This window comes from Psychrobacter sp. AOP7-A1-24 (assembly GCF_052376235.1).
In the GTDB taxonomy this organism is placed as follows: Bacteria; Pseudomonadota; Gammaproteobacteria; order Pseudomonadales; family Moraxellaceae; genus Psychrobacter.
The window spans coordinates 77564-101864 of record NZ_JBQSVM010000006.1 but is presented as its reverse complement, the minus strand read 5'-3'; the positions used below and the strand labels follow the sequence as shown (position 1 = coordinate 101864).

The 24301-nt window shown below is 41.9% G+C and carries 20 protein-coding genes; 6 read left to right on the top strand and 14 right to left on the bottom strand.

What is annotated here, in order from left to right; genetic code table 11:
- Nucleotides 1-26 precede the first annotated feature (26 nt).
- The 6 genes from rlmKL to queC all read right to left on the bottom strand — a co-directional run bounded on the left by rlmKL (nucleotide 27) and on the right by queC (nucleotide 7584).
- A complete protein-coding gene (rlmKL, locus tag ACT3QQ_RS03845) occupies nucleotides 27-2333 on the bottom strand; it encodes a bifunctional 23S rRNA (guanine(2069)-N(7))-methyltransferase RlmK/23S rRNA (guanine(2445)-N(2))-methyltransferase RlmL (protein ID WP_444526986.1) in 2307 nt (768 codons plus the stop codon).
- 150 nt (nucleotides 2334-2483) lie between these two features.
- Entirely contained in the window at nucleotides 2484-3668 is a 1185-nt protein-coding gene (locus ACT3QQ_RS03840; RefSeq protein ID WP_444526985.1) for a mechanosensitive ion channel family protein, read from the bottom strand.
- A 160-nt stretch (nucleotides 3669-3828) separates the two neighbouring features.
- Entirely contained in the window at nucleotides 3829-5349 is a 1521-nt protein-coding gene (locus ACT3QQ_RS03835; protein ID WP_444526984.1) for a dihydrolipoyl dehydrogenase, read from the bottom strand.
- 114 nt (nucleotides 5350-5463) lie between these two features.
- Nucleotides 5464-5961 carry a peroxiredoxin gene (locus ACT3QQ_RS03830; protein WP_444526983.1) on the bottom strand — a complete coding sequence of 166 codons (498 nt, stop codon included), beginning with the start codon at nucleotides 5959-5961 and terminating at the stop codon, nucleotides 5464-5466.
- A 175-nt stretch (nucleotides 5962-6136) separates the two neighbouring features.
- Nucleotides 6137-6466: a hypothetical protein gene (locus tag ACT3QQ_RS03825; RefSeq protein WP_444521670.1), complete on the bottom strand. Its 330-nt coding sequence runs from the start codon at nucleotides 6464-6466 to the stop codon at nucleotides 6137-6139.
- A 341-nt stretch (nucleotides 6467-6807) separates the two neighbouring features.
- Nucleotides 6808-7584: a 7-cyano-7-deazaguanine synthase QueC gene (gene queC, locus ACT3QQ_RS03820; RefSeq protein ID WP_444521669.1), complete on the bottom strand. Its 777-nt coding sequence runs from the start codon at nucleotides 7582-7584 to the stop codon at nucleotides 6808-6810.
- Between the two features lie 434 nt (nucleotides 7585-8018).
- Between queC and ttcA the strand changes: the two genes are divergently transcribed.
- Entirely contained in the window at nucleotides 8019-9047 is a 1029-nt protein-coding gene (gene ttcA, locus ACT3QQ_RS03815; RefSeq protein WP_444526990.1) for a tRNA 2-thiocytidine(32) synthetase TtcA, read from the top strand.
- Between the two features lie 109 nt (nucleotides 9048-9156).
- Here ttcA and ACT3QQ_RS03810 read toward each other — a convergent pair whose 3' ends face one another.
- From ACT3QQ_RS03810 to ccoN, 6 genes are all read right to left on the bottom strand, one after another.
- Entirely contained in the window at nucleotides 9157-9738 is a 582-nt protein-coding gene (locus ACT3QQ_RS03810) for a FixH family protein (RefSeq protein ID WP_444526982.1), read from the bottom strand.
- A gap of 218 nt (nucleotides 9739-9956) precedes the next feature.
- Nucleotides 9957-11366 (bottom strand): cytochrome c oxidase accessory protein CcoG, encoded by a 1410-nt coding sequence (ccoG, locus tag ACT3QQ_RS03805; protein WP_444521667.1) that lies wholly within the window; start codon nucleotides 11364-11366, stop codon nucleotides 9957-9959.
- Nucleotides 11367-11894: 528 nt separating this feature from the next.
- Nucleotides 11895-13028 (bottom strand): cytochrome-c oxidase, cbb3-type subunit III, encoded by a 1134-nt coding sequence (gene ccoP, locus ACT3QQ_RS03800; protein WP_444526981.1) that lies wholly within the window; start codon nucleotides 13026-13028, stop codon nucleotides 11895-11897.
- A complete protein-coding gene (locus ACT3QQ_RS03795) occupies nucleotides 13028-13207 on the bottom strand; it encodes a CcoQ/FixQ family Cbb3-type cytochrome c oxidase assembly chaperone (RefSeq protein WP_057760804.1) in 180 nt (59 codons plus the stop codon). Before ACT3QQ_RS03795 ends, ccoP begins: the two co-directional genes overlap by 1 nt.
- Nucleotides 13207-13845, bottom strand: coding sequence for a cytochrome-c oxidase, cbb3-type subunit II (ccoO, locus tag ACT3QQ_RS03790; RefSeq protein WP_444526980.1), 639 nt, complete (start codon nucleotides 13843-13845; stop codon nucleotides 13207-13209). Before ccoO ends, ACT3QQ_RS03795 begins: the two co-directional genes overlap by 1 nt.
- A 9-nt stretch (nucleotides 13846-13854) precedes the next feature.
- Nucleotides 13855-15336, bottom strand: a complete 1482-nt coding sequence (gene ccoN / locus ACT3QQ_RS03785) for a cytochrome-c oxidase, cbb3-type subunit I (RefSeq protein ID WP_058024766.1) — start codon at nucleotides 15334-15336, stop codon at nucleotides 13855-13857.
- An 882-nt stretch (nucleotides 15337-16218) separates the two neighbouring features.
- Between ccoN and ACT3QQ_RS03780 the strand changes: the two genes are divergently transcribed.
- Entirely contained in the window at nucleotides 16219-16608 is a 390-nt protein-coding gene (locus ACT3QQ_RS03780; protein ID WP_444526979.1) for an SCP-2 sterol transfer family protein, read from the top strand.
- 147 nt (nucleotides 16609-16755) lie between these two features.
- Here the strand turns inward: ACT3QQ_RS03780 and ACT3QQ_RS03775 are convergent, their stop codons facing one another.
- Nucleotides 16756-17730: a hypothetical protein gene (locus ACT3QQ_RS03775; RefSeq protein WP_444526978.1), complete on the bottom strand. Its 975-nt coding sequence runs from the start codon at nucleotides 17728-17730 to the stop codon at nucleotides 16756-16758.
- A gap of 444 nt (nucleotides 17731-18174) precedes the next feature.
- On the opposite strand from ACT3QQ_RS03775, the gene ACT3QQ_RS03770 reads away from it, so the two are divergent.
- The 3 genes from ACT3QQ_RS03770 to ACT3QQ_RS03760 are packed head-to-tail and all read left to right on the top strand — an operon-like array spanning nucleotide 18175 to nucleotide 20473.
- Entirely contained in the window at nucleotides 18175-19410 is a 1236-nt protein-coding gene (locus tag ACT3QQ_RS03770) for a lipoprotein-releasing ABC transporter permease subunit (protein ID WP_444521663.1), read from the top strand.
- Nucleotides 19411-19467: 57 nt separating this feature from the next.
- Nucleotides 19468-20148 (top strand): lipoprotein-releasing ABC transporter ATP-binding protein LolD, encoded by a 681-nt coding sequence (lolD, locus tag ACT3QQ_RS03765; RefSeq protein ID WP_444521662.1) that lies wholly within the window; start codon nucleotides 19468-19470, stop codon nucleotides 20146-20148.
- Between the two features lie 19 nt (nucleotides 20149-20167).
- Complete coding sequence (locus ACT3QQ_RS03760) at nucleotides 20168-20473, top strand: hypothetical protein (protein ID WP_444523062.1); 306 nt, start codon at nucleotides 20168-20170, stop codon at nucleotides 20471-20473.
- A 53-nt stretch (nucleotides 20474-20526) separates the two neighbouring features.
- Here ACT3QQ_RS03760 and ACT3QQ_RS03755 read toward each other — a convergent pair whose 3' ends face one another.
- Nucleotides 20527-21102: a DUF2062 domain-containing protein gene (locus ACT3QQ_RS03755; protein WP_444523061.1), complete on the bottom strand. Its 576-nt coding sequence runs from the start codon at nucleotides 21100-21102 to the stop codon at nucleotides 20527-20529.
- Between the two features lie 245 nt (nucleotides 21103-21347).
- Here ACT3QQ_RS03755 and ACT3QQ_RS03750 point away from each other — a divergent pair, with 245 nt between their 5' ends.
- The gene (locus ACT3QQ_RS03750; RefSeq protein ID WP_444526977.1) at nucleotides 21348-24287 is read left to right on the top strand and encodes a ComEC/Rec2 family competence protein; all 2940 of its coding nucleotides are present in this window, start codon (nucleotides 21348-21350) and stop codon (nucleotides 24285-24287) included.
- Nucleotides 24288-24301 lie beyond the last annotated feature (14 nt).

The following is a 24301-nucleotide window of genomic DNA, read 5'->3' as shown; positions in this document are numbered from 1 at the left end:
ATGGACCTTAAGTCTCATATCTTGAGTTATAGACTTTGACGATGACGAATCTCAAAGCTTTGGTGAATTGGCTTCTTGATATTGAAATCAAAACCAATGGTTTTTTGAGTAATATCAACGATGTCATAACGCTGAGTCAACTGCTCATCTAGCTCAAAGCGAGTAAAGTTATTAGAAAAATACAAGACGCCATCAGAAGTAAGACGGTTCATTGCACGGTTAATCAGTGCAGCATGATCGCGTTGCACATCAAAGGTACCTTGAAATTTCTTAGAGTTTGAGAAAGTCGGTGGATCAATAAAGATAACATCGAACTGCTCAGTATTGTCTTTAATCCATTCAAAGATATCAGCAGCAACGAATTGGTACTTATTGCGACTAACGTCCAAACCGTTTAGGACAAAGTTTTGCTTGCCCCAGTCTAGATAGTTCTGTGACAAATCAACGCTAGTAACTTTTTTCGCACCAGCAAGTGCTGCATGCAAACTTGCGGTACAAGTATAAGCGAATAGGTTAAGTACTGCTTTATCGCGACTGTTGGCCTTGATACGAGCACGCATATTACGGTGATCGATAAATAGGCCAGTATCTAAATAATCTGTAAAGTTGACATAGATATACGCACCATCTTCACGCGCAACATGAAACTTGCCGCGTTTTTCTGTGGTGTTCTGCTTGCTGTATTGATCGTTACCAGACTGTCGAGCACGCGTTTTGATGAAGACCTGTTCACGGTTAATATCAAAGACTTCGCGAATACCCATTAATGCCAAGTTAAAGCGTTTTTTTGCAGTCTCAGGTGGTATTGTCTTCGGTGGCGCATATTCTTGTACATGAGCATAGTCACCGTATAAATCGATCGCGACTTTGAAGTCTGGCAAATCAGCATCATAGACACGTATATTACTGACATTGTCTTTTTTGGCCAATTTCTTAAGCTTAGCAAGGTTTTTTTGCAAGCGATTGACAAAGTCCTGTCCTTCTTCTACTTCAATCTCACGCTTTTCGAAACGGCTGACAAGATTGCCCGTTTGTCCCGAGATAAGTGTTCCGTAGCGGAAATAAACAGTGATGGCACCATTATGACAACGCAACGTTTTTGGTTCTTTAATCGGCAAGATATCGACCTGTTCGACATTGGCAGCCAAGATGCCAAGCATCGGATCAATACCGCTACCAGCAAAGCTGTCTTGCAAGATAAGCCCAATCGCTTGGTACAACGGCTTAATCATTTCTTCATCACCCAAACGCTCACCATAAGGTGGGTTAGTGATGACCAAAGGATTGCTCAGTCGACCATCATTAACTAATGGCTTGAGTACATTGCTGAGTTGGTCAAGCGCACGACGCTCGATATCGAGTAGCGGTAAAATATCTTGTAGACCTGCTGCAATTAAGTTTTTTTCTGTCGCAAGAACCGCACCACTATCAGCATCAAATCCTAACATGAGTGGCAACGTATCAGGCTGCTCATTGGCAATCTCTAACGCTTCGCGGAAACGCGTTTGGGCATCATCGATCATCTCTTGCCATAGCGTCTCGTCATGATGCTGCCATTGATAAAAACCAAATTGATTGGCAGCCTTATCGATACCCACGGCATAGTCGCAATGCATGAGTAGCGCTTCGATAAGAAATGTACCAGAACCGCACATTGGGTCAATTAAGGCATTGTAGAATGGCGCGTCACCGGCTTCGTTTTTCTTATGCCAACCAGCGCTATAGAGTAGGGCTGCTGCCAAGTTTTCTTTTAGCGGCGCTTCTGTCATAGCCACACGGTAACCACGGCGATGCAAACTGGTACCTGATAAATCTAAATATAGCTCGGCTTGCTTGTCATTGATAGTTGCAAAAACAGAGAAGTCTGGGTTTTTGCTATCGACGTTAGGACGGCTGTCGTAGACTTCGTTGAACGTATCGGCAATCGCATCTTTAATACGTAGCATAGCAAACTGCTGACTGACGGCGACACGCTTATCAACAGACAGACGAATAGCAAAGGTTTGCTCTAGGCTAAATTGCTCAGTCCAATTGACCGATTTTGCCAAGCCATATAGCTGTTCTGCAACATCGTATTCTGCGTTGATATTTTTGCGTTTAATCAGCATCAATACTCGCGAGGCCACACGTGACCAAAGGCAGATAGTATATAGCTCACGTAAGCCGACAGTTACGGTTAGACGGCCTGTACTTTTGATTTCGCTGTCAATGCCAAAACTGGTTAGCTCAGTTTGCAGTGGTGCCTCAAGCCCATCGGCACAGGTAATAATAAGATCAAGCGACAACTCTGGTGAAGCTGCTGCTAGAGATGTGGGCGCGGTTTGTTCGGTCATACGGGTACCTGTGGGCTAAATTGACAAAAAAGCAAATAATAAGATAATCGGTGTAACCAGCAATTTTACCATAATTCACGGTAGGATAGTTCAAAGTGGTCGTGTTTAAGATTTGAAGATGTGATAGCCAAATGCATAAGAATAAATTGTCTACTCACCCTTGGTCAGTGGTAATTTCTCTGGGAGAATTTGAGTGGTGGTTGCAAAAGGCTTAGTGGCAATAGGGTAGTCAATGTCTTTTGGCATGAGTAACCGCATATGAGGATAAGGGGTAGATATATCCGCAGCATCAAAGGCGACCTTGATATCTTCTTTTAGGCCCTCTTTAATCTTTGGCATACGCGCAACGGCTGCTGGCTTGACCCAAAAACGCACGATAAAAAACACCCCATACTCACCAATTTCTGAGACGGTCGCTGAGGTTTCAGGCCGATTGAGCACTACATCAGTATCGCTCAGCACCTGTAATATTTCTTGGCGAGCTGTTTCAATGTCATCCTCAAATGCGATACGTACGCGAATATCAAAACGTATGAAGTTCTTAGAAGTCAGGTTGATCACTTCAGAGGAGGCAACGTTAGAGTTTGGAATGATAACCGTAATATTGTCACGAGTAAGGATATGGGTAGTCCGCAGCGCAATAAGTACCACGCGTCCCTCAGTGTCATTGATATGAATCCAATCACCAACCTGAAAGGACTGCTCAAGCAAAATAGTAATACCAGCGATGAAATTAGCAAGAGTAGACTGAGCGGCGAAACCCACTGCCAAACCAACAATACCTAAACCGGCAACCAACGACACAATATCAAAGCCAAATTGTGCCATGACGCTGGCAAGCCCAAGTACCAACAGCAGTACGGATAAGATATTTTTAAGCAACTGTTCTATTGAAGCGTTGAGGCCATAGTGCTGTAAGACTCTGTGAATGATCTGTCCTGAGGATGCCCAAAGTACGTAATAGATACCGGCCCAAGTGCTTGCCTTTGCGGTGGCTTTGATGGTTTCTGGTTCAAAATTTATCTGACTCATGATGGCGATTAGACTTGCGACAATCCATATATAGCGTAAGACTGAACGGGCAATCTTAGTACGGCGTTCATTCAACCGAATTTTGGCTCGGCTTTGCCTAAGAATATAATTGGCCAACCAATAAAAAAATCCCAATACCGCAAGCAGTATTAGGATTTTGATGCCAGTGCTGACCAGTTCTGCTGCTTGTGAAGACCAATTAAGTGAGTCCTCATCTATAGAGCCGCCAAGAGCAAGGTAAAGACTAGTATGTAAGTCATGAACAATTTCTTTGAAGAAGTCAGTAATACTAGCAATTGGCATTGTTTCGTCCATGCAGGTTGCGATTATAAAAAACGTTATACATGAAATAGCTGTCTACAAATTATATCAAGCTGACCATACAATCACACGTGATATAAGCAGTGATTCAGTCTAGAGAGTTAAATTCCAAAAATTTTATTGGGCTAAAAAATACAAACCATTAGAAGTTGTCTTCTTGTGCATCTTGAGACTGGAAAGGGATCTCCATTTTATATTGAACATCGCGTAGTGCTGTGCGTAGTCCCTCTAATATCGTTGGATGATAAAAAGGCGTGTCTAGCAAGGCTTTGATGCTTAAGTCATTAGTAATGGCAGTAGCAAGTATGTGTCCAATGTATTCGGCATCAGGACCGACCATGCTAGCACCTAGAATCTTATCAGTTTTTTTGCAGCCATAGATATGTAGCAGACCACAATTGACACCCATCACACGACTACGCCCTTGATTGTCAAAGCTTACACTACCAATAACAAACTCTAATTCTGAATCTTCTTGAATCTCTGGTAGAGACATACCGATATTAACAATTTGCGGTGAGCAAAAGACGATAGAGAAAGGTGGGGCAGGTGGGCGGATATAAGCCCCTTCTGTATTTTCACAAACCATGTTGCCTGCACTATAGCCCTCATCACTGGCTACATGTAATAGTGGAATATTGGCATTGGCATCACCAACGATATAGACGTTTAAGTCGCCAATCTGACCTGTTTTTTTACTCAAATCTTTCGGACGGTTCTTATCGTCTAGCTCAACACCTAAGTTTTCAATTCCTAGCTGCTTAATATTGTTGCGACGACCAGTAGCAACTAATACGTATTCACCTTGCCATTGTTGAGACTTGCCAGTACTATCTTCATATTCGATAAATGCAGTGGTATTTTTATTGTTTCCATTACTTTCAGAGGTATCGTCTGCAGTAGATTTTGTACCAACATCCGTAATTTTGCTTCCCAAATGCATGGTCAATTCACGACTTAAGCAATCGATAGCCTTGTGATTGATATCTTCGTCTTGTAGACCAGCGACTTGTTTGACGCGGTTTAACAGCGTAACTTCTACACCTAAACGTGTAAACGCTTGCGCAAGCTCTAGACCAATGGCACCAGCACCGACGACTGCCATAGTTTTTGGCAAGTCTTCAAGCTCAAAGACACTGTCAGACGTAAGCATGGTATCACCAAGCTTGTCAGCCCATCCATCGGGGATAAACGGCGAGCTACCTGTGGCGACAATGATTTGCTCAGCGGCAATCAGCTCATCGTTGACCTCGATTAAACCTTGTTCATTGATATGAGCACGACCGTCGATTTTCTTATGATCAGGCCAGCTGTCTACTTGTTTCTTGATATAGCTGGCAAAATGACTGCGTTCATCACGTACACGCTCCATCACTCGTTTGCCATCTATTTGTGCCGTTGCATGAATACCAAATTCAGCAGAATGATTGGTATCGTGTGCACGATCAGCAGCTGCAATTAGTAGCTTACTAGGCATGCAGCCAACGGCAATACAGGTCGTGGTCCAAAATCCTTCATTTATAATGACCACGTCGTCTTTGATTTTACTTGCTTGGCGAAAAGCATTTTGTCCTGCGGTACCAGCGCCAATAATGGCGACGGATACTTTGCGCGTGGCTTCTTTTGACGTATCGTCAGTGGTAGTGTCAGTTTTTTTATTCATATTATTCTCTAATAGGGGAAAGTTATATTCAGTAATAGACTGAATTTTTAGCTTATATTTTTTATTCAGTTTTTATAATTATGACGGATACTGATTCAATGATAGAACCAATAATTACGGCGCCAATATAGTCAGTAAACGACTGGTATAGTCTTTGGCACGTAGATTACGCTGCGCATGAGTCAGCTCCCTGTCTTTATTGAATACAAATGCTGAACGTACAAGGCCTAGCGTGACTTTGCCATACATATTTTTTTCTTTGATAACGTCAAAATACTGGCATAACTTTTCATCAGTATCACTGATAAGTGGAATTTGCAGGTCATATTTGTCGATAAACTTTTCATGAGATTCGACGCTATCACGAGAAACGCCGATAATGTCGTAGCCCAATTCGTCAAAGTCATGAAGGTGCGAGGTAAATTCTGTTGCCTGTGTGGTACAGCCCGGCGTGTTGTCTTTGGGGTAAAAATACAGAATAAGGCCTTTATCAGTATTAGCGACCATTTCTTTTAAATTGATTTCATCATGAATGAAATTACCTGCAAGCTTGCGTACGATAGTTACTGGGAAATCAGGTAGATGAATGGTTTCTGTCGTTGGCTTGGCCATTGTAAAATCCTTATTAGTTTTAGTTGTGTGTATTGGCTTGATTAAGGTTCTATTTATATTGTTCTTATTATAAGCAGATTAGTAGAAATAAATAATCAGTTTTACACTTTGTCCATGCATTGGCAACAAAAAAGACTGGCAATAGCCAGTCTTTTGTATATTAAACGATTAAAAGTTAAGCAGGTTTTTGTGGCTTCTTTAGATCCAGACCAACAGTACATTGTTGCAGATCTTTTTGCATTGCTTTCACATAAGGCAGACCAGATGGATCCTTTTTATCTTGTGCGTAGCTTTCTATTTCCCACATTTGACCGATGGTCATGTTGCTACGTACGTCAATAGTACAGTTACACAGTTTGGTTGCGTTACTTTTGTCAGCGACCTTATATTTGACTGCGCCATCGACACATGAGTTGATATTTTGTTGCTTAATGTCGGCGGCGTTGGCTTGTGGCATGGCAAATAGGGCAGCTAAGGCTAAGGGTAGTACTGGCAACAACTTCATAGATTTCCTCTTACAGGTGGCGTCAATTTTGTGTATTTTGCTCAATGCAAAGTTAACTCATCAATATATGAGTGACTAATATTATTATATACATCGTTCGATAGATATAATCGTCCATACGATAGCAAGTATGTCGATTAAAATACAAGAATGACATGCTGTGTTAATGCAAGCGAATGTTGCGCAAATGTTGACGGACAACATCGTTGAATGCAATATTTAACGTTAGCGTGTAGTTTGCTCAATATAATCTGGATATAAGGAAGGCAAGTAAAAGTACCGTAACTAGTCTAAGCGCGCCTGATAGCGTATCCAGCTTATATAGGATTGACTCAAGTTAATTAAGATTGGTAATGAGTAGGGTCTGTTACACCAGCTTGGGCAAAGCCCTGACGACGTAATGCGCAGCTGTCACAAACGCCGCAAGCAAGGCCGTCGGCATCCGCGCGATAACAAGAAATTGTCTGCCCGTAATCGACACCTAATGATAGGCCAAGCTCAATCGTTTGTGCTTTTGACAATTGCTGTAATGGTGTTTGAATCGATAAACGATGACCAGTAACGCCTGCTTTTGTCGCAAGGTTGGCCATATGTTCAAAGGCAGCTATATACTCTGGGCGACAATCAGGATAACCAGAATAGTCAACTGAGCTGACACCGATGACGATATGATTGGCATCAGCCACTTCGGCAACTGCTAACGCGTACGATAAAAAGATAGTATTACGCGCAGGCACATAGGTATTGGGGATAGCGTCGTTGTCAATTTCATCGCGTTTTTTGCTAGGGAATTTATCTGAATCCCCATCTGGCACGATCATGCTGTGATCTGTTAGTGATGAGCCGCCCAGTTGTGCGATATCAATATCGATGATTCTATGATTGACGCCTGCTGTATCAGCGATGGTCTTTGCGGCGACAAGTTCACTATTATGACGTTGACCATAGTCAAAGCTAACGGCTGTCACTGATGCATAGCGCGATTTTGCCCAATATAAGCAAGTCACCGAATCGAGACCGCCTGATAAAAGGACAACCGCATTTTGGCTTTTGGTAAGAGCTGCTAAGTCAGCATCTGATACTTGATCGGAGGTATTTTGCAAAGTAACGTTAGTCATAGTGTTGTCTATTATTGGTTTACGAAAACGGCTATTTTAGCAAAAATACGTCTATTACAGAACCATGAAGCGACCAATCATGCGTCACTAAGCTGCCAAATCCAATTTAAACAGTATCATCATAAAATAAAGTCTGTATTACTGCCATCTTTTCAATCTGTTAGCAATATTTGTTATAATCGCAGCTTTTAAAGCATTGGTCATATAACACCGCTGACAATGTCTTTAAATATTTATCGCAAATCGCTTTATAGTAAAATCACCCTTATAAAGATATTGAGTAACTTATGACCGCAGCAACCTTATTTACGCCAAATACTCCTTCTCAAGCTGATGATGCATCTGATGCAATGAGCTTTGATAGTCAGGCTCTAAACACAGATACTAGTAGTAGAGAGTACAACGACGTCTCTGAAGATGGTAGTGATGAGGATATGATTGACGAGCAGTATGCTAATGCGCAGTCACAGTCACCGACCGAATCAGCATACTTTCGTAAACTACAAAAGAAGCTACGTCGCCAAGTCTCTTGGGCAATCCGCGATTTTAATATGATCGAAGATGGTGATGTGGTAATGGTCTGTGTTTCAGGTGGTAAAGACAGTTATACCTTACTTGATATTCTATTATTATTAAAACGCATTGCACCAATTCATTTTGATATCGTTGCGGTCAATCTTGACCAAAAACAGCCAGGATATCCAGAAGATATCTTACCTGCGTATCTAAACGAACAGGGAATTGCGCACTATATTTTAGAAAAAGACACGTATAGCATCGTCAAAAGCGTAGTACCAGAAGGTAAAACTTACTGCTCGGCTTGCTCACGTCTGCGTCGCGGCTCACTATATGGTTTTGCTAAACAAATTGGTGCAACTAAGATTGCCCTTGGTCATCATCGTGACGATATGCTTGCGACGTTCTTTTTGAATCTATTCCATGGTGGTGCGCTCAAATCAATGCCGCCCAAGCTACTGAGCGATGATAAGCAAAATATGCTGATTCGTCCATTGGCGTATGTTGAAGAAAAAGACATTATTGAGTACGCTAAATTAAAGGAATTTCCAATTATTCCTTGTAACTTGTGTGGCAGCCAAACCAATCTACAACGCGCTATCATCAACGATATGCTGCGTGAATGGGATGATGCTCACCCGCAGCGTTTGGCGTCTATTTTTAAGGCAATGCAAAACGTAGCGCCATCACAGTTGGCTGATCGCGAGCTGTTTGATTTTGAAACACTCAGTCTTGACCGTGATAATGATGAGCGTTTATTTGAGGGTGATAATATCCAAGCTGGGCAGACGGATAGTCTTGCTGAGATTGGTTTACCTGTAACACCAAAAACGCAAACGTTTAATCCTAAGTTTGCTAGTGACAAGTCTTATTCAGTAGAGGCGGATGAAACTGCGCAAAATGAGCGAAAATCCCAAAAAATCCCAACGATTAATCCAGTAATTTAGTAGTTTGTGGATTAGGGTGTGTTGAATAAACTTTATTAAATAGCATAAAAAAACCAGCCAATCTTTTATGAGTGGTTGGTTTTTTTATGTCTACATATCATTGATAGCGTTAACTCTTAGCGAAAACTGGTAGTGGGTCAAAGCTGACCTCTGAGCGAGGTAGTTTTGCAACATCTTGCATGCGCCAATCATCTTTACCATCATTGCCAACCTGTAGATAATACTTAGCTTTTACAGGATCAATATCAACTTGCGCACTGTATCTATTGCCCTCAACGTGCTTAAGTACAACGTCGCGGTCTTTTTTGATATCTGTTGCGTGAGAAATAGAAAGCTCTAACGTATCGGGGTAGGTGAGCGGTGTGCCATTTAGTAGCTTGCCTGACTGGAGGCTTTGCTCAGGATAGTTGAGATAAAATACAATATCGCCATTTTCTGCAAATTGCATTTGTCCATGTAAGTCTAAGTCATAGGTGAGTTTGTCACGAGACACATCATGATAGAGCGTCTTACCATCCATATACCAATCGTCACGTACCACGCTATCACGGATTTGGTAGGAGTAATAAACAAACCAAATACAAGCAATGACGACTGCAGCTGGCATGCCAATCACAAAGATAACGACCATGTAATTTTTATACCATGGTTGCGTATCTTGATGTTTAAAGTTCGGTGTTGGAGTAGACATAAAATACCTATGCATCAGATACGCATTCAATAAATATCTATTAACTAGACATTTATAAATGGCATCAACGGATAATTTGGCAGCTAAATGCTACCAGTTTAATGATAAAAAATTGATTCGATAGCCTTTAGCTAGAGCAATTAGCTACTTGTTTAGTGGCACTAGCTATAGACTACCGAATGACATACATGAAGTTAAATTACGGGTGTTTTAGTCGTTTACTGACCTTGAGTCGTAAAGATATTTTGTTTACTTACCTTATACTCATCATTTTCGCTGTTCACATTTAGCGTTATAGGCGTTTGACCAAATTCTATCACATCAGGGTCACCATAAATACTAACTGGCATATCAAAGCTTTCACCCGCTTCTAATGGTACATCATTAAAACGAAGTTCTAAACTCAACCCATCTTGCGGCGCAAGCGTTATCTTATAGGTATGAGCTTCTTGTGTTTTATTGGTTAGCTTGACGATATAGCTGTTTTCGATCATACCTTGATTATTGATAGAAGACAGCTGATTGCGATCGCGGCGGATATCAATTTCTAATGGTACACGATCGGTCAACGCATATATGACGCCGCCACATAGTACGGCCAACAGCGTTAAGTATGCAAACAGTCGTGGACGCAGTACGCGGCTCGGTTCTTTTTCTGCTAGCTGACGCTCGGTCGTATACCGAATCAAGCCACGCGGATAGCCAACCTTGTCCATTATATCATTACAGGCATCGATACAAGCAGCACATTGGATACAGGCAACTTGCAGGCCATCTCGAATATCGATACCAGTAGGGCAAACCTGCACACACATCGTACATTCAATGCAGTCGCCTAAGTGCTCTGGATTGGTGCCTTTTTTACGTGCACCGCGCGGTTCACCACGCTCATAGTCATAAGATACGATCAATGTATCTTTATCAAACATCACACTTTGAAAGCGACCATAAGGACAAATCTGTACACACATCTGCTCACGCATGTAGCCTGCATTGGCGTAAGTAGCAAAGGTAAAGATAAACATTGAGACCCAGATCCATGTTGGCCAGTCAGGAAAAGGAATCACGCCTATTGATTGCCAACTATGATATAGAGAATCTGTCCCTGCCACATAACTAACAAAGGTCGCCGCTGTAATCACAGAAAGCAAAAACCAAATTGAATAGATAATTGTGCGTTTGAATATTTTGCTCGCACTTAACGGTGCTTTATCAAACTTGTTACGCTTATTACGATCGCCAATCACCCATTTTTCGACATATTGATACAGATGCGTCCATATCGTTTGAGGACAGGCGTAACCACACCAAACGCGCCCTGCATATACTGTCACCATAAACAGCGTAAACGCAGCAATAATCGCAAAAGCTGCAATAAAATAAAAATCTTGCGTCAAAAACGTCATGCCAAAAATATAATAATGCTGCGATGGCACATCAAACCATATTGCTTGTCTATCATTATAGCGCAGCCATGGTAGAAGTAAAAAAGCCGCCAAAAGAGCATACATCGTGATGACGCGAATATTTTGATAAAAACCTGTGACGAACCTCGGGTGCACGCGATGCTTAGTTGCATCAAGATCGACTTGTTGTACAGGAATTTTATTGGGTTTTTGTGCTGACATAAACGTGCCTCTTTAAAAAAAGAATCAGTCTGCTGGCATGATGAACAAACACCTCTAGTGTCGAGGTATAGGGTTTTATGATGTTATCAATGTCAGTAAATAGCGGATAGAAAATTCGATAGGAAACCTTCTAATCTGCTTACCAAATGATCGATTGTAAATATAGTCGGTTCAACAGAGTTTCGATACAAAGGAAGAGGGGTGAAGGTACTATAAGTAGTAGACTAAACGCGCCTGTATCTGAGTTATGTGAAATTGACTATTGCTGTGTGTAATAAAGTCATAGCTATATAAAGCCATGATCAATAGACTATTTTAAAAAATAGCTATTTTAACATTCTCCTTTCTAATAATGGGTTGATAATCCTAAAAAGCAATAAATATATGAGAACGATTTCTAGTTGTTTATAGCCGCTCAGCATTGTTATTTCTAAATGAAAATCAATACCATTATATGCAAAAAGGAGAACTGCAATAACAGTTCTCCCTTCATTAAATATCACCCATATTTAGTGCAGGAGCAGCATTTTAGTTAGCAATTGCTTCTTCAGTTGCTACAGGCTGAGTAGCTGCAGCAGTAACAGGCGTTGCGCTTGTTTTATCTGATAGTGAGTAGATGTAAGCGGCAAGCAGCATAATGCGCTCATTACCTAGCTTAGTTTCCCACTGAGGCATAACACCAGCACGACCATAACGTAGTGTTTCACGAATAGTCTCGCGATCGCCACCATACAGCCAAATATTATCAGTTAAGTTTGGCGCACCTGCTGAAATCATACCTTTGGCATCAGGACCATGACAAAGAACACAATTGGTCGGTTCATTGAAAATAACTTTACCTTGAGCCACTTTAGTTTGATCAAGCTCATAGTCATTTTGGTTACCAGATATAGCTAAAACATACTCAGCAACGGCACGAACACCATCTTCACCAATTTGATCACGCCATGCTGCCATACCGCCAATACGCCCATTGTGCAGCGTGGTCAGAATATTGCCAGCTTCGCCACCATATAGCCAATCATTATCAGTCAGGTTAGGGTAACCAGGTGCACCTTTGGCGTTAGAGCCATGACATACAGAACAGTTCTGTAAGAACAAACGGCTACCAACTTTTAGGGCATTTGGGTTTTCAGACAGTTTTTCGACGTAAGGAGCAAGTTCTGTTACTTTCTCGTCGATTTGAGCCTGCAAATCTGCTGGTGGATTTTCACTACGACGCATAGTCGCTTGCAACTCGTTTAATGTTGCCAAAGTCGTCGTCGCGCCTGCAGCATCTGCTTTTACCAGAATACTTTTTTCAAAGTTATCGGTAAATACTTCGTTATTGCTTTCAAGTTCACTGAATAACTCGTTTTTAGAGGTCCACGGTACAGTCTCACCGTCAACTTCTACGGTGGCGATACCTTCCCAGTGTTTAGGGAACATAGCTGGAAAGAATACCCAGTACGCGACACCCCAAACGATCGAGCCAAAAAATATCACCAACCACCATTTAGGAAGCGGCTTGTCGTATTCTCGGATACCATCATATTCATGACCAGTGGTACCGTCTTCCTCAACGTCTGGTTTGTATTTTAGTACAAACAGCAGAACGCCAAGAATAAAAAGCCAGCAACCGAAACTGATTAGCGTGATCCAAGAACTCCAAAAAAATGTCATCATTTATCCTTATTGCGCTGCTCTTCAGACAGAGATTTTATATCCTCGTCATCAAGCGCAAGTTGTGCATCTTCTTCGAAGCGTTTTTTGTTTTTTGGCGAATACGCCCACCATGCAACGCCTACAAAGGCAATAAAGGCAGAAACGGTCGCAATTGTTTGTAATTCACCAATACCCATTAGCGCTGTCCTTCCATTGCGGTACCTAACTGCTGTAGATAGGCGACCAAAGCGTCAAGCTCAGTAGCACCAAGCACTGCATCTGGAGCGCCTTCAATGTCTTCTTCAGTATAAGGAACACCGAAGCGATCGCGGAATAGACGCATTTTAGTTTGAACGTTTTCGCCATCTACTTCGTTAGTAGCCAACCAAGGGAAACCTGGCATCACTGACTCAGGCACGAGTGAACGTGGCGCAATCAAATGCTGCTTTTGCCAGTCTTCAGAATAACGGCCACCAACACGTGCTAAATCTGGTCCAGTACGTTTCGATCCCCATAAGAATGGATGATCCCACGTTGACTCAGCGGCACGTGAATATGGTCCATAACGTTCAACTTCTGCACGTAGTGGGCGAACCATTTGAGTATGACAAACGTGACATCCTTCACGAATATAAATATCACGTCCTTCAAATTCAAGCGCTGTCCAAGGCTCCATGGCAGGAAGGGGTGCATTCATACCGCCTTCTTCAGGACCCTTGTTATCATAAATCAATGGTACGATTTCAACTAGCGTTGCAAAACTAATAGCAATCACAATACCAATGACTAACAAGCCTGTATTTTTTTCAATAATTTCATGCGGTGAACCAGCCATGATCGCTCCTTATACGTTAGCTGTCGAAGGTTTTTCGACACTAGGTTCATGATCCGTTGGATCAGCGACATCTACAGGCTTACCTTCTGGCATTTTAAGTGTTTTATAGCAGTTGTAAGCCATCACAAACATACCCGATACATATAAGAAGCCACCAAATGCACGACCAATATATGGGAAATGTGAGAATTCAACAGTATCAACGAAGCTATATACCAAAGTACCGTCTGGATTAGTAGCCAACCACATCATGCCTTGGCCAATACCTGAGATCCACATAGAGACGATATAGAAAATCGTTCCTGCAGTCGCTAGCCAGAAATGCGTGGTGATTAAGCTGATAGAATACATCTTTGGCTTGTTATAAATACGTGGTAACAGTACGTATAGCGAACCAATCGTAATCATACCAACCCAGCCAAGTGCGCCTGAGTGTACGTGACCAACCGTCCAATCAGTGTTATGCGATAGTGCATTCACTGTCTTGATAGACATCATTGGGCCTTCGAACGTTGACATCGCGTAGAACGACAATGCCACAATCATAAAGCGAATGATCGGATCAGTACGTAGCTTATCCCAACTACCTGATAGCGTTAGTACACCGTTAATCATACCACCCCAAGATGGTGCGAATAGGATGATTGAGAAGACCATCGCAAGAGACTGCGTCCAATCAGGAAGCGCTGAATAATGCAAATGGTGACCACCAGCCCACATGTATGAAGCAATCAATGCCCAAAAGTGAACGATAGATAAACGATAAGAATAGATAGGACGGCCGATCTGTACAGGAACGAAGTAATACATCATTCCAAGAAAAGCTGCCGTTAAGTAAAAACCTACCGCGTTATGCCCGTACCACCACTGCACCATCGCATCAGTTGCACCGCCAAATAGCGAATAAGATTTGAACGCACTAACAGGAATCGCCATGCTGTTTACGATGTGTAGTAGTGCAATCGTAATGATGAAGGCGGCAAAGAACCAGTTAGCCACATAAATATGTGAGGTTTTACGTTTTATGAGCGTACCAAAAAATACAATGGCATAAGAGATCCATACCAAGGCAATTAAGATATCGATAGGCCACTCAAGCTCAGCGTATTCTTTTGTTGAGGTTAAACCTAGAGGAAGGGTAATAACGGCGGATACAATAACTGCCTGCCAACCCCAAAAGGTAAACCAAGCTAAGTATGGCGCAAATAAACGTGTTTTACAGGTACGCTGAACGATGTAGTAAGACGTTGCGAACAGGGCAGAGCCACCGAACGCAAAAATCACCGCATTGGTATGCAGTGGTCTTAAACGACTAAAGGTCAGCCATGGAATGTCAAAGTTGAGTGCTGGCCATGCTAACTGTGAAGCAATGAACACACCAAGACTCATGCCGACGATGCCCCAAACGACAGCCATGATCGTAAAAAATCTTACGACAGTAATTTCATACTCACGGTCAACTGGGGCGACTGCTGTGTTTTGTAAACTCATTGGATGATTCCTTTACAGCCCGAATTATCAACAGAATTAACCAACAATCTATGCTGTCTGCACCATAAATACTCTCAAATTCATATTTATACTAGCGCCAACGCATGTTGTTTTTTGACTTACTTAACGCAATGATGTCATTAATTATCAATTTAAACCTTTGTTATCTATCAGTTGATACTAACAAATAGAAATAGGCACTTCATGCACCTTGCTTAAGGTCAATCGATAGTAGGATTGTTAATAGGTCATCAAGGTAAGTAAGAATACGCGCCGTTTTCAGCATCAAACATCTTATAAGGCTAAATATGTATCTTAATTATTACGAAAAAATCTGTACTAATGAAGATAGATACCCATATCTATAGGGCTATTAAAACGCATTGACCATAGATGTATGCTAGCGGCGGCTGACAAAAAACACGATTATGTAATGTTTGGTTAAAACTCCCGACTCTGTTTAAGGGTATTGTAACGCAATCCTAATCAAATATCATCAGAACTGTGTGCCAAAATACAAACTCTTTGGTATAAATGTTAGCGAGCAACTTATTATTGCTATGCTACTCCTCTATTTTATACACAATTTTGTCACTATTCTAGATGCTCACTTTAATTCAATAAGGGAAAAAGTCTCTAGACATAAGCGCAGGCTTGCAAAGAAGTTTTGTAACAATAACATTGCTGGGCTAATAAATAGGTTTTACTTCTTATCAAGTCGCCATTTATAATGAGGTTGAACGTCATTAATGGCTATGTGTTGCATAGATCTATTGATAGCAATCATTTTAATAATTCTACATTTTAATAATTTTAACCGTCAGGCTAATTGTATATTGAATAGTATTGGTCTGACAGAGTATCAATTAAGGATAATATAGTATGGCAGTTTTTTTGACAGACGAATGGTTTGAGCAAGTAGAAACAATGGGCAGCGAAGCAGGTGAGTTAAACTTACCGCCAGTACTGGCCAACATGGTCGTTAATCTGAAAGTAGCTGAAGCTGATAAAAATATCGAAGCCAACTTTGCAAATGGCCTGCTGCATCGCGGCTTAAATGATAATGCAACGACGACACTGCTATTAGATCGCGATATTCTACAGTCTATCATTACTGATTTTGATACCAATCAAATCATGGGTGCGTTCATGAGTGGTAAAATCCGTGTTGAGGGCGATATGTCACAGTTGATGGCAGTACAGACTGCACGTCCAAGCGTAGAGCAAAAAGAGCTATACACTCGCATTAAGTCAATGACGACAATGGCTTAATCGCATATTCATACGACTTTTACGTTACGTTTTTAACTATAAGAGTTCATAAAATATAAAAAAGCCCCTAATTCATATTAGGGGCTTTTTTATTGCATGATAAAATCAGAACTAGCATAAAAAACTGTAGAAAATATCTCAGCTAGACTAGCTAGCTTTTGATTGCTGCGTTGTGTTTGATTGATTTTCTTTGTATATTGCTGCTTGTAGCCATACGTTTGCTTGAACGTAATCATGTACTTTAATACTGTTAGTTTCAGCAGTATTGAGCGCACCAATACGCACTACGAAAGGATCTGCATCTTGTTCACGTAGCGTTACCACATCAAACAATATGATAGGTTTACCATTAAACACGGTCTCTTGTTTGCCAAGTACTTGACCCTGACACCAAGCCTCATCTTCTTGTCCTAGCGTATCGCCAAACAAGTAAGCACACATATGGCCTAAGTTAATCTCAACAGGTGCCATTTGCTCTTTGGTTTCAGGTTTCCACTCACTGATTTGCTCTTGTAGGTCATCAGGGATTTTTCCGTCATTTGCCGCCACGATGTCGTTAAAGGCACGGTGATAACGGATAGACTCTTGGTCTTCGACCATGATGACTTCGTTTTGCTCGCTTGGCTTAATTTCATGCGCCCAAGCACTAAAGTTCACATAGTAAGAAGTGTCGCGTTGATACAAATGACGGTTGGTCGTGTAGAGTTGATCAAACGCATAAATGATACTGCCATCAGCGGTACGTAAACGTAAAACAGCATCATGCGAGTTGTCATTGGCAATGACACGCTCAATTTTACAGTTCAATCCATAAGGACTATCGACACAAGGGTAGGCATTAATAAAGCATTCAGGCTTGCCATCTTTCATTGCAAGCACTTGATTGATATGACAAGGCTGATCTTCTGATAGAAGTAAACAGCTGTCTTTTGCGCTAACGTTATTGTTCAGGCCTTTGGGCATTGCAGCGACTTCGATCATCTTTTGTAGCCATTCAGGCACATCGTGACTCATATCATCGGTCAGAATGCGCCAGTGATCAGCGTGACCTGCAGACTGCTCATCGGTCAACGTGATCTTGGTAGGAGATTGAATGTTTTTGTATTGATAGTTTAGGGTCATGAAAATACTCAAAATTAAGTCAGCGTGAGGTTTGTATCTAATACTGTGTTTGCTTATATACCATCCAATATTTTAAATGATTGGTTTATGATGGTCAGAGATATTATCAGTAAATAGTGCGTAAACCTCAATGAGGGGTTAATGACAATTGTCTTTGGCATATAATATATAGGTATTGGTACAGTTAATAGCAAGCCCCCTATAAAAAATAATAACAAAACCCAGTTTTTTGGTAAAAAATACTCTCTGTTGTTGCTAATGACTGGCACATATCAGCTAGTTTGTGTCAAACTAGCTCCCTTTTGACAGCTGTTATTGGCTCGTCTGACACCCTGTTTTTGTGTTTGATTTATATGTGAGTAGTGGTAACTGTATGATGCATTTACTGCTGCTCGTTATGCAACCTATATAAAGTCGCACGTAGATAAGATAAAGAGTTTGAATATGTTTCGTCCTTTAGCGTTATTTATCGGCTTACGATATACCCGAGCAGAACGTAGTAATGGCTTTATCTCCTTTATATCACTCATATCGATGATTGGTCTGACGCTTGGGGTTGCCGTATTGATTACGGTGCTATCAGTCATGAATGGTTTTGACCGTGAATTGAAAACCCGTATTCTGGGGATGGTGCCACAGGCTACAGTGGTCTCATCAGAAATCATTGGTGACTGGGAACAGCTAGCCGATGAGATCAAGGAAGACCCAGAAGTGGCTGCTGTGGCACCTTTTATCCAACTGCAAGGAATGCTGACATCAAACGGTCAGGTTGCAGGTATCATGGTGACAGGCGTCGAGCCTGAATACGAAAAAAATGTCTCTATCATCAATGAGCATATGATTGAAGGTAGCATTGATACCCTACAAAGTGGTGACTTCAGTATCGTGTTGGGCGAAGAGATGGTGCAGTCTTTGGGTTTGCAAATAGGAGATAAAGTGACGCTTGTATTGCCAGAGGCGTCACCATCACCAGCAGGTGTGATACCGCGATTTAAACGTTTCACTCTGACAGGTATTTTTACGATCAGCCCAGAAGTCGATAGTCTCATGGCGTTTATTCCGATGGGAGATGCGGCAAAATTACTGCGTTTGCCAGAAGGAGCGCAGGGCGTACGCATGAAGCTTAATGATATCTTTACTGCGCCAATAGCTTCGGAAAAAGCGGCTGCTATAGCACCTGAGAGATTATATCCAAATGATTGGACACAGACTCACGGCAATCTATTTGGTGCAATTCAAATGGAAAAAGCGATGGTCGGTCTATTACTATTTTTGATTATCTTGGTTGCCGCTTTTAATATTGTCTCAAGCCTAGTCATGTTGGTTACCGATAAAAAAGCGGACATCGCAATTCTGAAAACCTTTGGTGCGTCTCCTCGTTTGATTACTCAAGTCTTTATGGTACAGGGTGTGGTCATCGGTGTGATTGGTACTATCGCCGGTACGATATTGGGTGTGATATTTGCGCTTACGGTTAGCGATATTTTAGGTTTTATTAATCAAGCCTTTGGTTTGAACCTATTTGATGCGTATTTTGTCAATTACTTGCCATCGCAGTTACGTTTGTTAGACGTGCTATTAATCACAGGTGCCTCATTTGTACTGAGCTTTTTGGCAACGATTTATCCAGCGCGCAGAGCGGCTAAGATTCAGCCTGCTCAAACACTACGCTATGAGTAATCCCAAACGCCTAAATGTTGAAATAAATATCGAAATAAATAAAATAAAGGAAGCGCTATGTCTGCCATTTTAGAGGCGACCAATATCAACAAGATATATGATGAAGGCGCGGTCAGTACGCAAGTATTGACTGGTCTTGATCTAACTGTTCATGCGGGTGAGCGCATCGCTATCGTTGGAACCAGTGGTTCGGGTAAAAGTACGCTGCTACATTTGCTGGGCGGTCTAGATACGCCAACCAGTGGTGAGGTTTGGTTGCATGGTCAGTTATTAAATAGCATGAATGAAACTGAGCGCGGGGCAATGCGTAACAAGCATTTGGGCTTTATTTATCAGTTTCACCATCTATTGGCAGAATTTACTGCAATAGAAAACGTAGCCATGCCGCTACTGATGCGTCCAAAAGTATCAACGACCGATGCTCGTAAGCAAGCGGTTGAGATTTTAGAAAATGTTGGCCTCGAGCATCGTTTGATGCATAGACCCGGTGAGCTATCAGGTGGTGAGCGTCAACGTGTAGCGATTGCACGCGCGCTAGTCACTAAGCCGTCGCTTATCTTGGCGGATGAGCCAACAGGTAACTTGGACTACGACAATGCCCAAAGCGTCTTTGGCCTATTGTCAGAGCTACAAAGCACCCTGCAAACGGCGCTACTTATGGTGACGCATGATCGCAATTTAGCAGCGCTTGCTGACCGTCAGCTGTTGCTACGCAATGGACATTGGGAACAGTATTGATTTTATAAGGATGCGTAAAATGAGTGAAGATGACAACCCAATTGCGGCTTTTGGCAGTGCAGAAGAGGGTGACGAGCCATTAAAGCCTTACATCGATCCAACTTTGTTTGAAACGCTTGATAGACAGGCGCAAACCGAGTTGCTAACACCTGTGTTTGATGCCATCACTTTGGCTGGGGTGGATTATGACCTGAAAGTCCAAGACAGCGCGGCAGGCAAGCGTTATACACTCTGTAAAAATGATGAAGTCATTGAGATCGTGCCGATGGATAGCAATTTCACTGACAAAGTCTTAAATGCTATAGAGAGTAGTAAAAAAGAATGAGCTGTACTGGCTAAAATGTAAGCGTTATAGCAGAGTAGTGAAATTAGTTGAATTTAGAATTTCTCAGATTTGTCAGAAGTCTTTGGCTGTCGCTTCTGCCAGCTCGTCACGGTCTTGTAACGCCAAATGGCCTTAAATGCCAAGCCACAAATAAGACTGGTGACAACGGCCAAAATGGTTAGCCCTATACAGAATGCAGCAAGCGATACTGTACCACGATAAGTAATAAACGGATTGGCACCGTTGGATAATGCCCATAAGCTAAAATCAGCAATCATTCTACCGATAAAACGCAAGCTAATCATGGGCGCATCAATAATCTTTGCACCGATATAGTAGCCAGCATAAAAGATGGGCAAGCTAGTGACTGGATTAGTAATCCATGTTAAACCGAGTGCCATAGGAACATTAGCGCGAAAAATAAGCGAGCCAATGAGTGCCAGTAACATCTGTCCTGGCAACGGAAAAAATGCACTTAGTACACCGATATAGACGGCCTTATTTAGGCTGTGTCGATTGAAATGCCATAACCTTGGATCAGCCAAGTGCGGTGCGAACAGCTTTAAAGTACGACTTTCTAAGATTTTCTCTGGTGTAGGAAGTAGGTCTTTTAGACGTTTTTGGGGCACAGGATCGCCTTTAATCGTTAACTACAGTCTACTCAATAGTGTTGAGAAACTGGTATAGAGTAATATATGGTGAGTAGGATAAAGGTTAGAACACACAGAATGGTGGTGTCAGATAGTTACCACTTAATACGTTGCTTCAGTATAGGGTAATATAAATATAAATGCTATTGCATCACGTGTCATTTGCTATGGTAAGTAACCATATCTGGTAGAATAATATGTAAGTCATCAAGCAAGGAGTGCTGGTGTACTGGTTAATTGGTAGCCTCATAATTATAGTTATGATGGGTGTATTGGCAGCCTCAGATAATGTGAGTTTGCCAACTGACCTATCTTTGCTAGGTATGGTTAGTACGACCAGTCTGTCTTTGGTACTTATTGCTTTTGCCACGATTCTGATTGCGTCTACTCAATTCAGCATACCCTCGATAGGCCGCCACAACGCTGATAAAAATACCTCTAATGGTACATTTCGTCGTAACAAATTTCCTTTCCGAATTATAAATTACTTGGTCTTAGCTGTGTTAGCAACTGTGCTAGTAATAGGCAGTGCACTGCAAGCTTTGATTACTCATCAACAAGCAGAAACCACTGAAATTACTGTGCCTATACGAGTGCAAGCGCTTGTGCGTATCGAAGGGTTGAGCGACAGTGTCTATGATGCCACCACAGATAGCGGATATCGACAAGTAGCAGTAATAACGAATATCGCTCCATTGGTCGCTGAGCTGGCACCGACAGAGTTAGCAGCTAAAACCTCCGACTACTTAGATGTTAATAAAAATAGCCTAAGTACTAATAAAAATGTTAGCTCCAATGAAGTTAGTATTAAAGCTAACGAACACCGAATCTTACTTAGCGCCTATCCAAGAACGTCTACAAATGATAACCAGCTTTCATCGTTAAACGATTTGCAGCCCGGTGATGAAATATTCATGAGCCTTGCACTAGCGCCGTTGGCTACTTCTGAGCAAGCATTAAACAATCCTACTGGTTTTGATAGTTATCGCTGGTTACGAGGTCGGCATATTGATGGTGTTGCAAGTATTTTGGCCGTTAGCCCTACATTGGCAAATAGCAACGAAATTAGCAATGAAAAATATGCCAAGCAGTCTCTAGATTCTGATTCGTATCTTCAGCGCTTTCGTACTCATATTGATCAAGGGCGTTGGCGATTACGAAAGCATTTCTATCAAGACTGGTCAGCGCATACGACAGCAGAGCAACAAGCAAAAGCTGTTACATTAAGTCTGCTCACGGGTGATCGTAGCTTGATTAATCGTGATACGAAAGACTTATATCAACTGGCGGGCATTTCGCACTTGCTCGCTATTTCAGGCACACATGTACTATTTTTAGCGATTGTGCTGGCAGGTATAGTCGTACTGCTGTTTGATCGTAATTATTCAGTGATTTATCGTCGCATTCCGCGTTGGCAAGTGCGCTGGTGGGTGATGATTGGTGCTGCTTTTATTTATGCGTTATTTACTGGTTTTGACGTGCCTGCTGCTCGTACGGCTTGGATGTTATTAGCGATTGGATTTGTCAGATTAACATTGCTTCCTATCAGTACGGTGCGAGTGCTATTGGCACTGGCTGTATTGATGGCTTGGCGTGACCCGTATGTATTATGGCAGGCGGGATACTGGCTGTCTTTTATCGCAGTGGCGCTACTGCTCAAGTATGACGATAAATCGTATGAGCACCAAACTACTGCTGCTACGACTATATATGATGATAAACAGCGTACTCATATTAGTAGCGCACTATCTAGCCGTATTTGGCAAATGGTCAAGCGTGTATTTAAACTACAGTTTTGGCTGTTTTTGACTTTACTCCCTGTTACGTTGCTTTTATTTGGTAAGGCATCGCTATGGGGGATTTTTATCAATTTATTTGCCATTGGGCTATTTGGCTGGGTGATTGTACCGCTCAATTTATTAGCAGGGCTGTGTTACCTTTTGGTACCGAGTATCGCTGATATTCTTTGGAGTATTATTAGTACGATTGTCGGTCATCTACACGATCTGATGAGTTGGCTGACATCATTGCCAGCGCTGTCGGATGCGTGGCTCTATACACCAGTTAATATCGCGTTACTATCGATGGCTTTGCTAAGTGCATTGCCTTGGCTGATGCCACGAGGTTTGCTCAGTCGTTGGTTAACGTTGCCACCATTAACGTTGCTGATGATGACGGTATACGCCAATCATCAGTCATTTGTAACGGTACCGACTCTATATATTTTGCCAACAGGTGATTCGTATGTAACAGCGGCATTGCTGCAATATCCTACCGTCAATGAAGATAGTACCAATTGGTTGTTCTTAGCCGATCATAGACCAGCTTCTACACGAACGATGCCAAGCAGCCTGATAGCCGACAAACTATCTACAAATTTAAAGCAGCAATTGGGCAGTTTGTCTGTCGATAAGTTAGAGAGCATTATCGTACAGAGTAGTAGTGTCGGTCTGACCGATACGTTAACTCCTAACAATAAGAATACTGCTACCGTTACCGTTACTAAAGCTTCTGACTTACTGCCGATGACCGTTGCACAATTAAACGAGCAATTGCCTATTAGCCAATATTGGCAAGCAGGGCGCTCTGATCGTTGGTCTGAATTTCAGCAAGCTTACAAAACAATCAGACAATCTGAAAATAAGCCCACTATCAGTGCCCAACCTTGTGAACAAGGCAAAATATGGCAGTCGACTAACGATGAGTTGTCAGTACAGGCCATCACTGGTTGGAGCGAGATAGGTGATGCCAGCGTTTGGGATTGTACGATTGCTCTTGATACTAACTTGCCTATACGAGTTCTAAGATACAATGCAGCAGACCCACTAAACTCGTTACCTGTTAATTCGCAAGCGCAAATAGCCACCAATCAGTTAACTGGCAAACAGTTAGAGTCCTCCCAGTCACGTTTGGTTTTAAATACTGATACTCATAAGCGCGTTTGGCAACTGTGGTCATTACTATGTTCAGCTGAATTGAATCATGAGGACATGCTATTCAAAAATACAAGGTGGCTTGGTCATAGTACCTCGCAAGTTAAAGCTGACGTTATAAATAGTCAGAGAATCGACGAAGTTATAACCTACGATAATAAATCTTTAGGGACGGCATTATCGCTAGACAACATTGATAGTATTCGCAATGTCGGAACTGCTAACCCTTAAAAGTAAGGCTTATA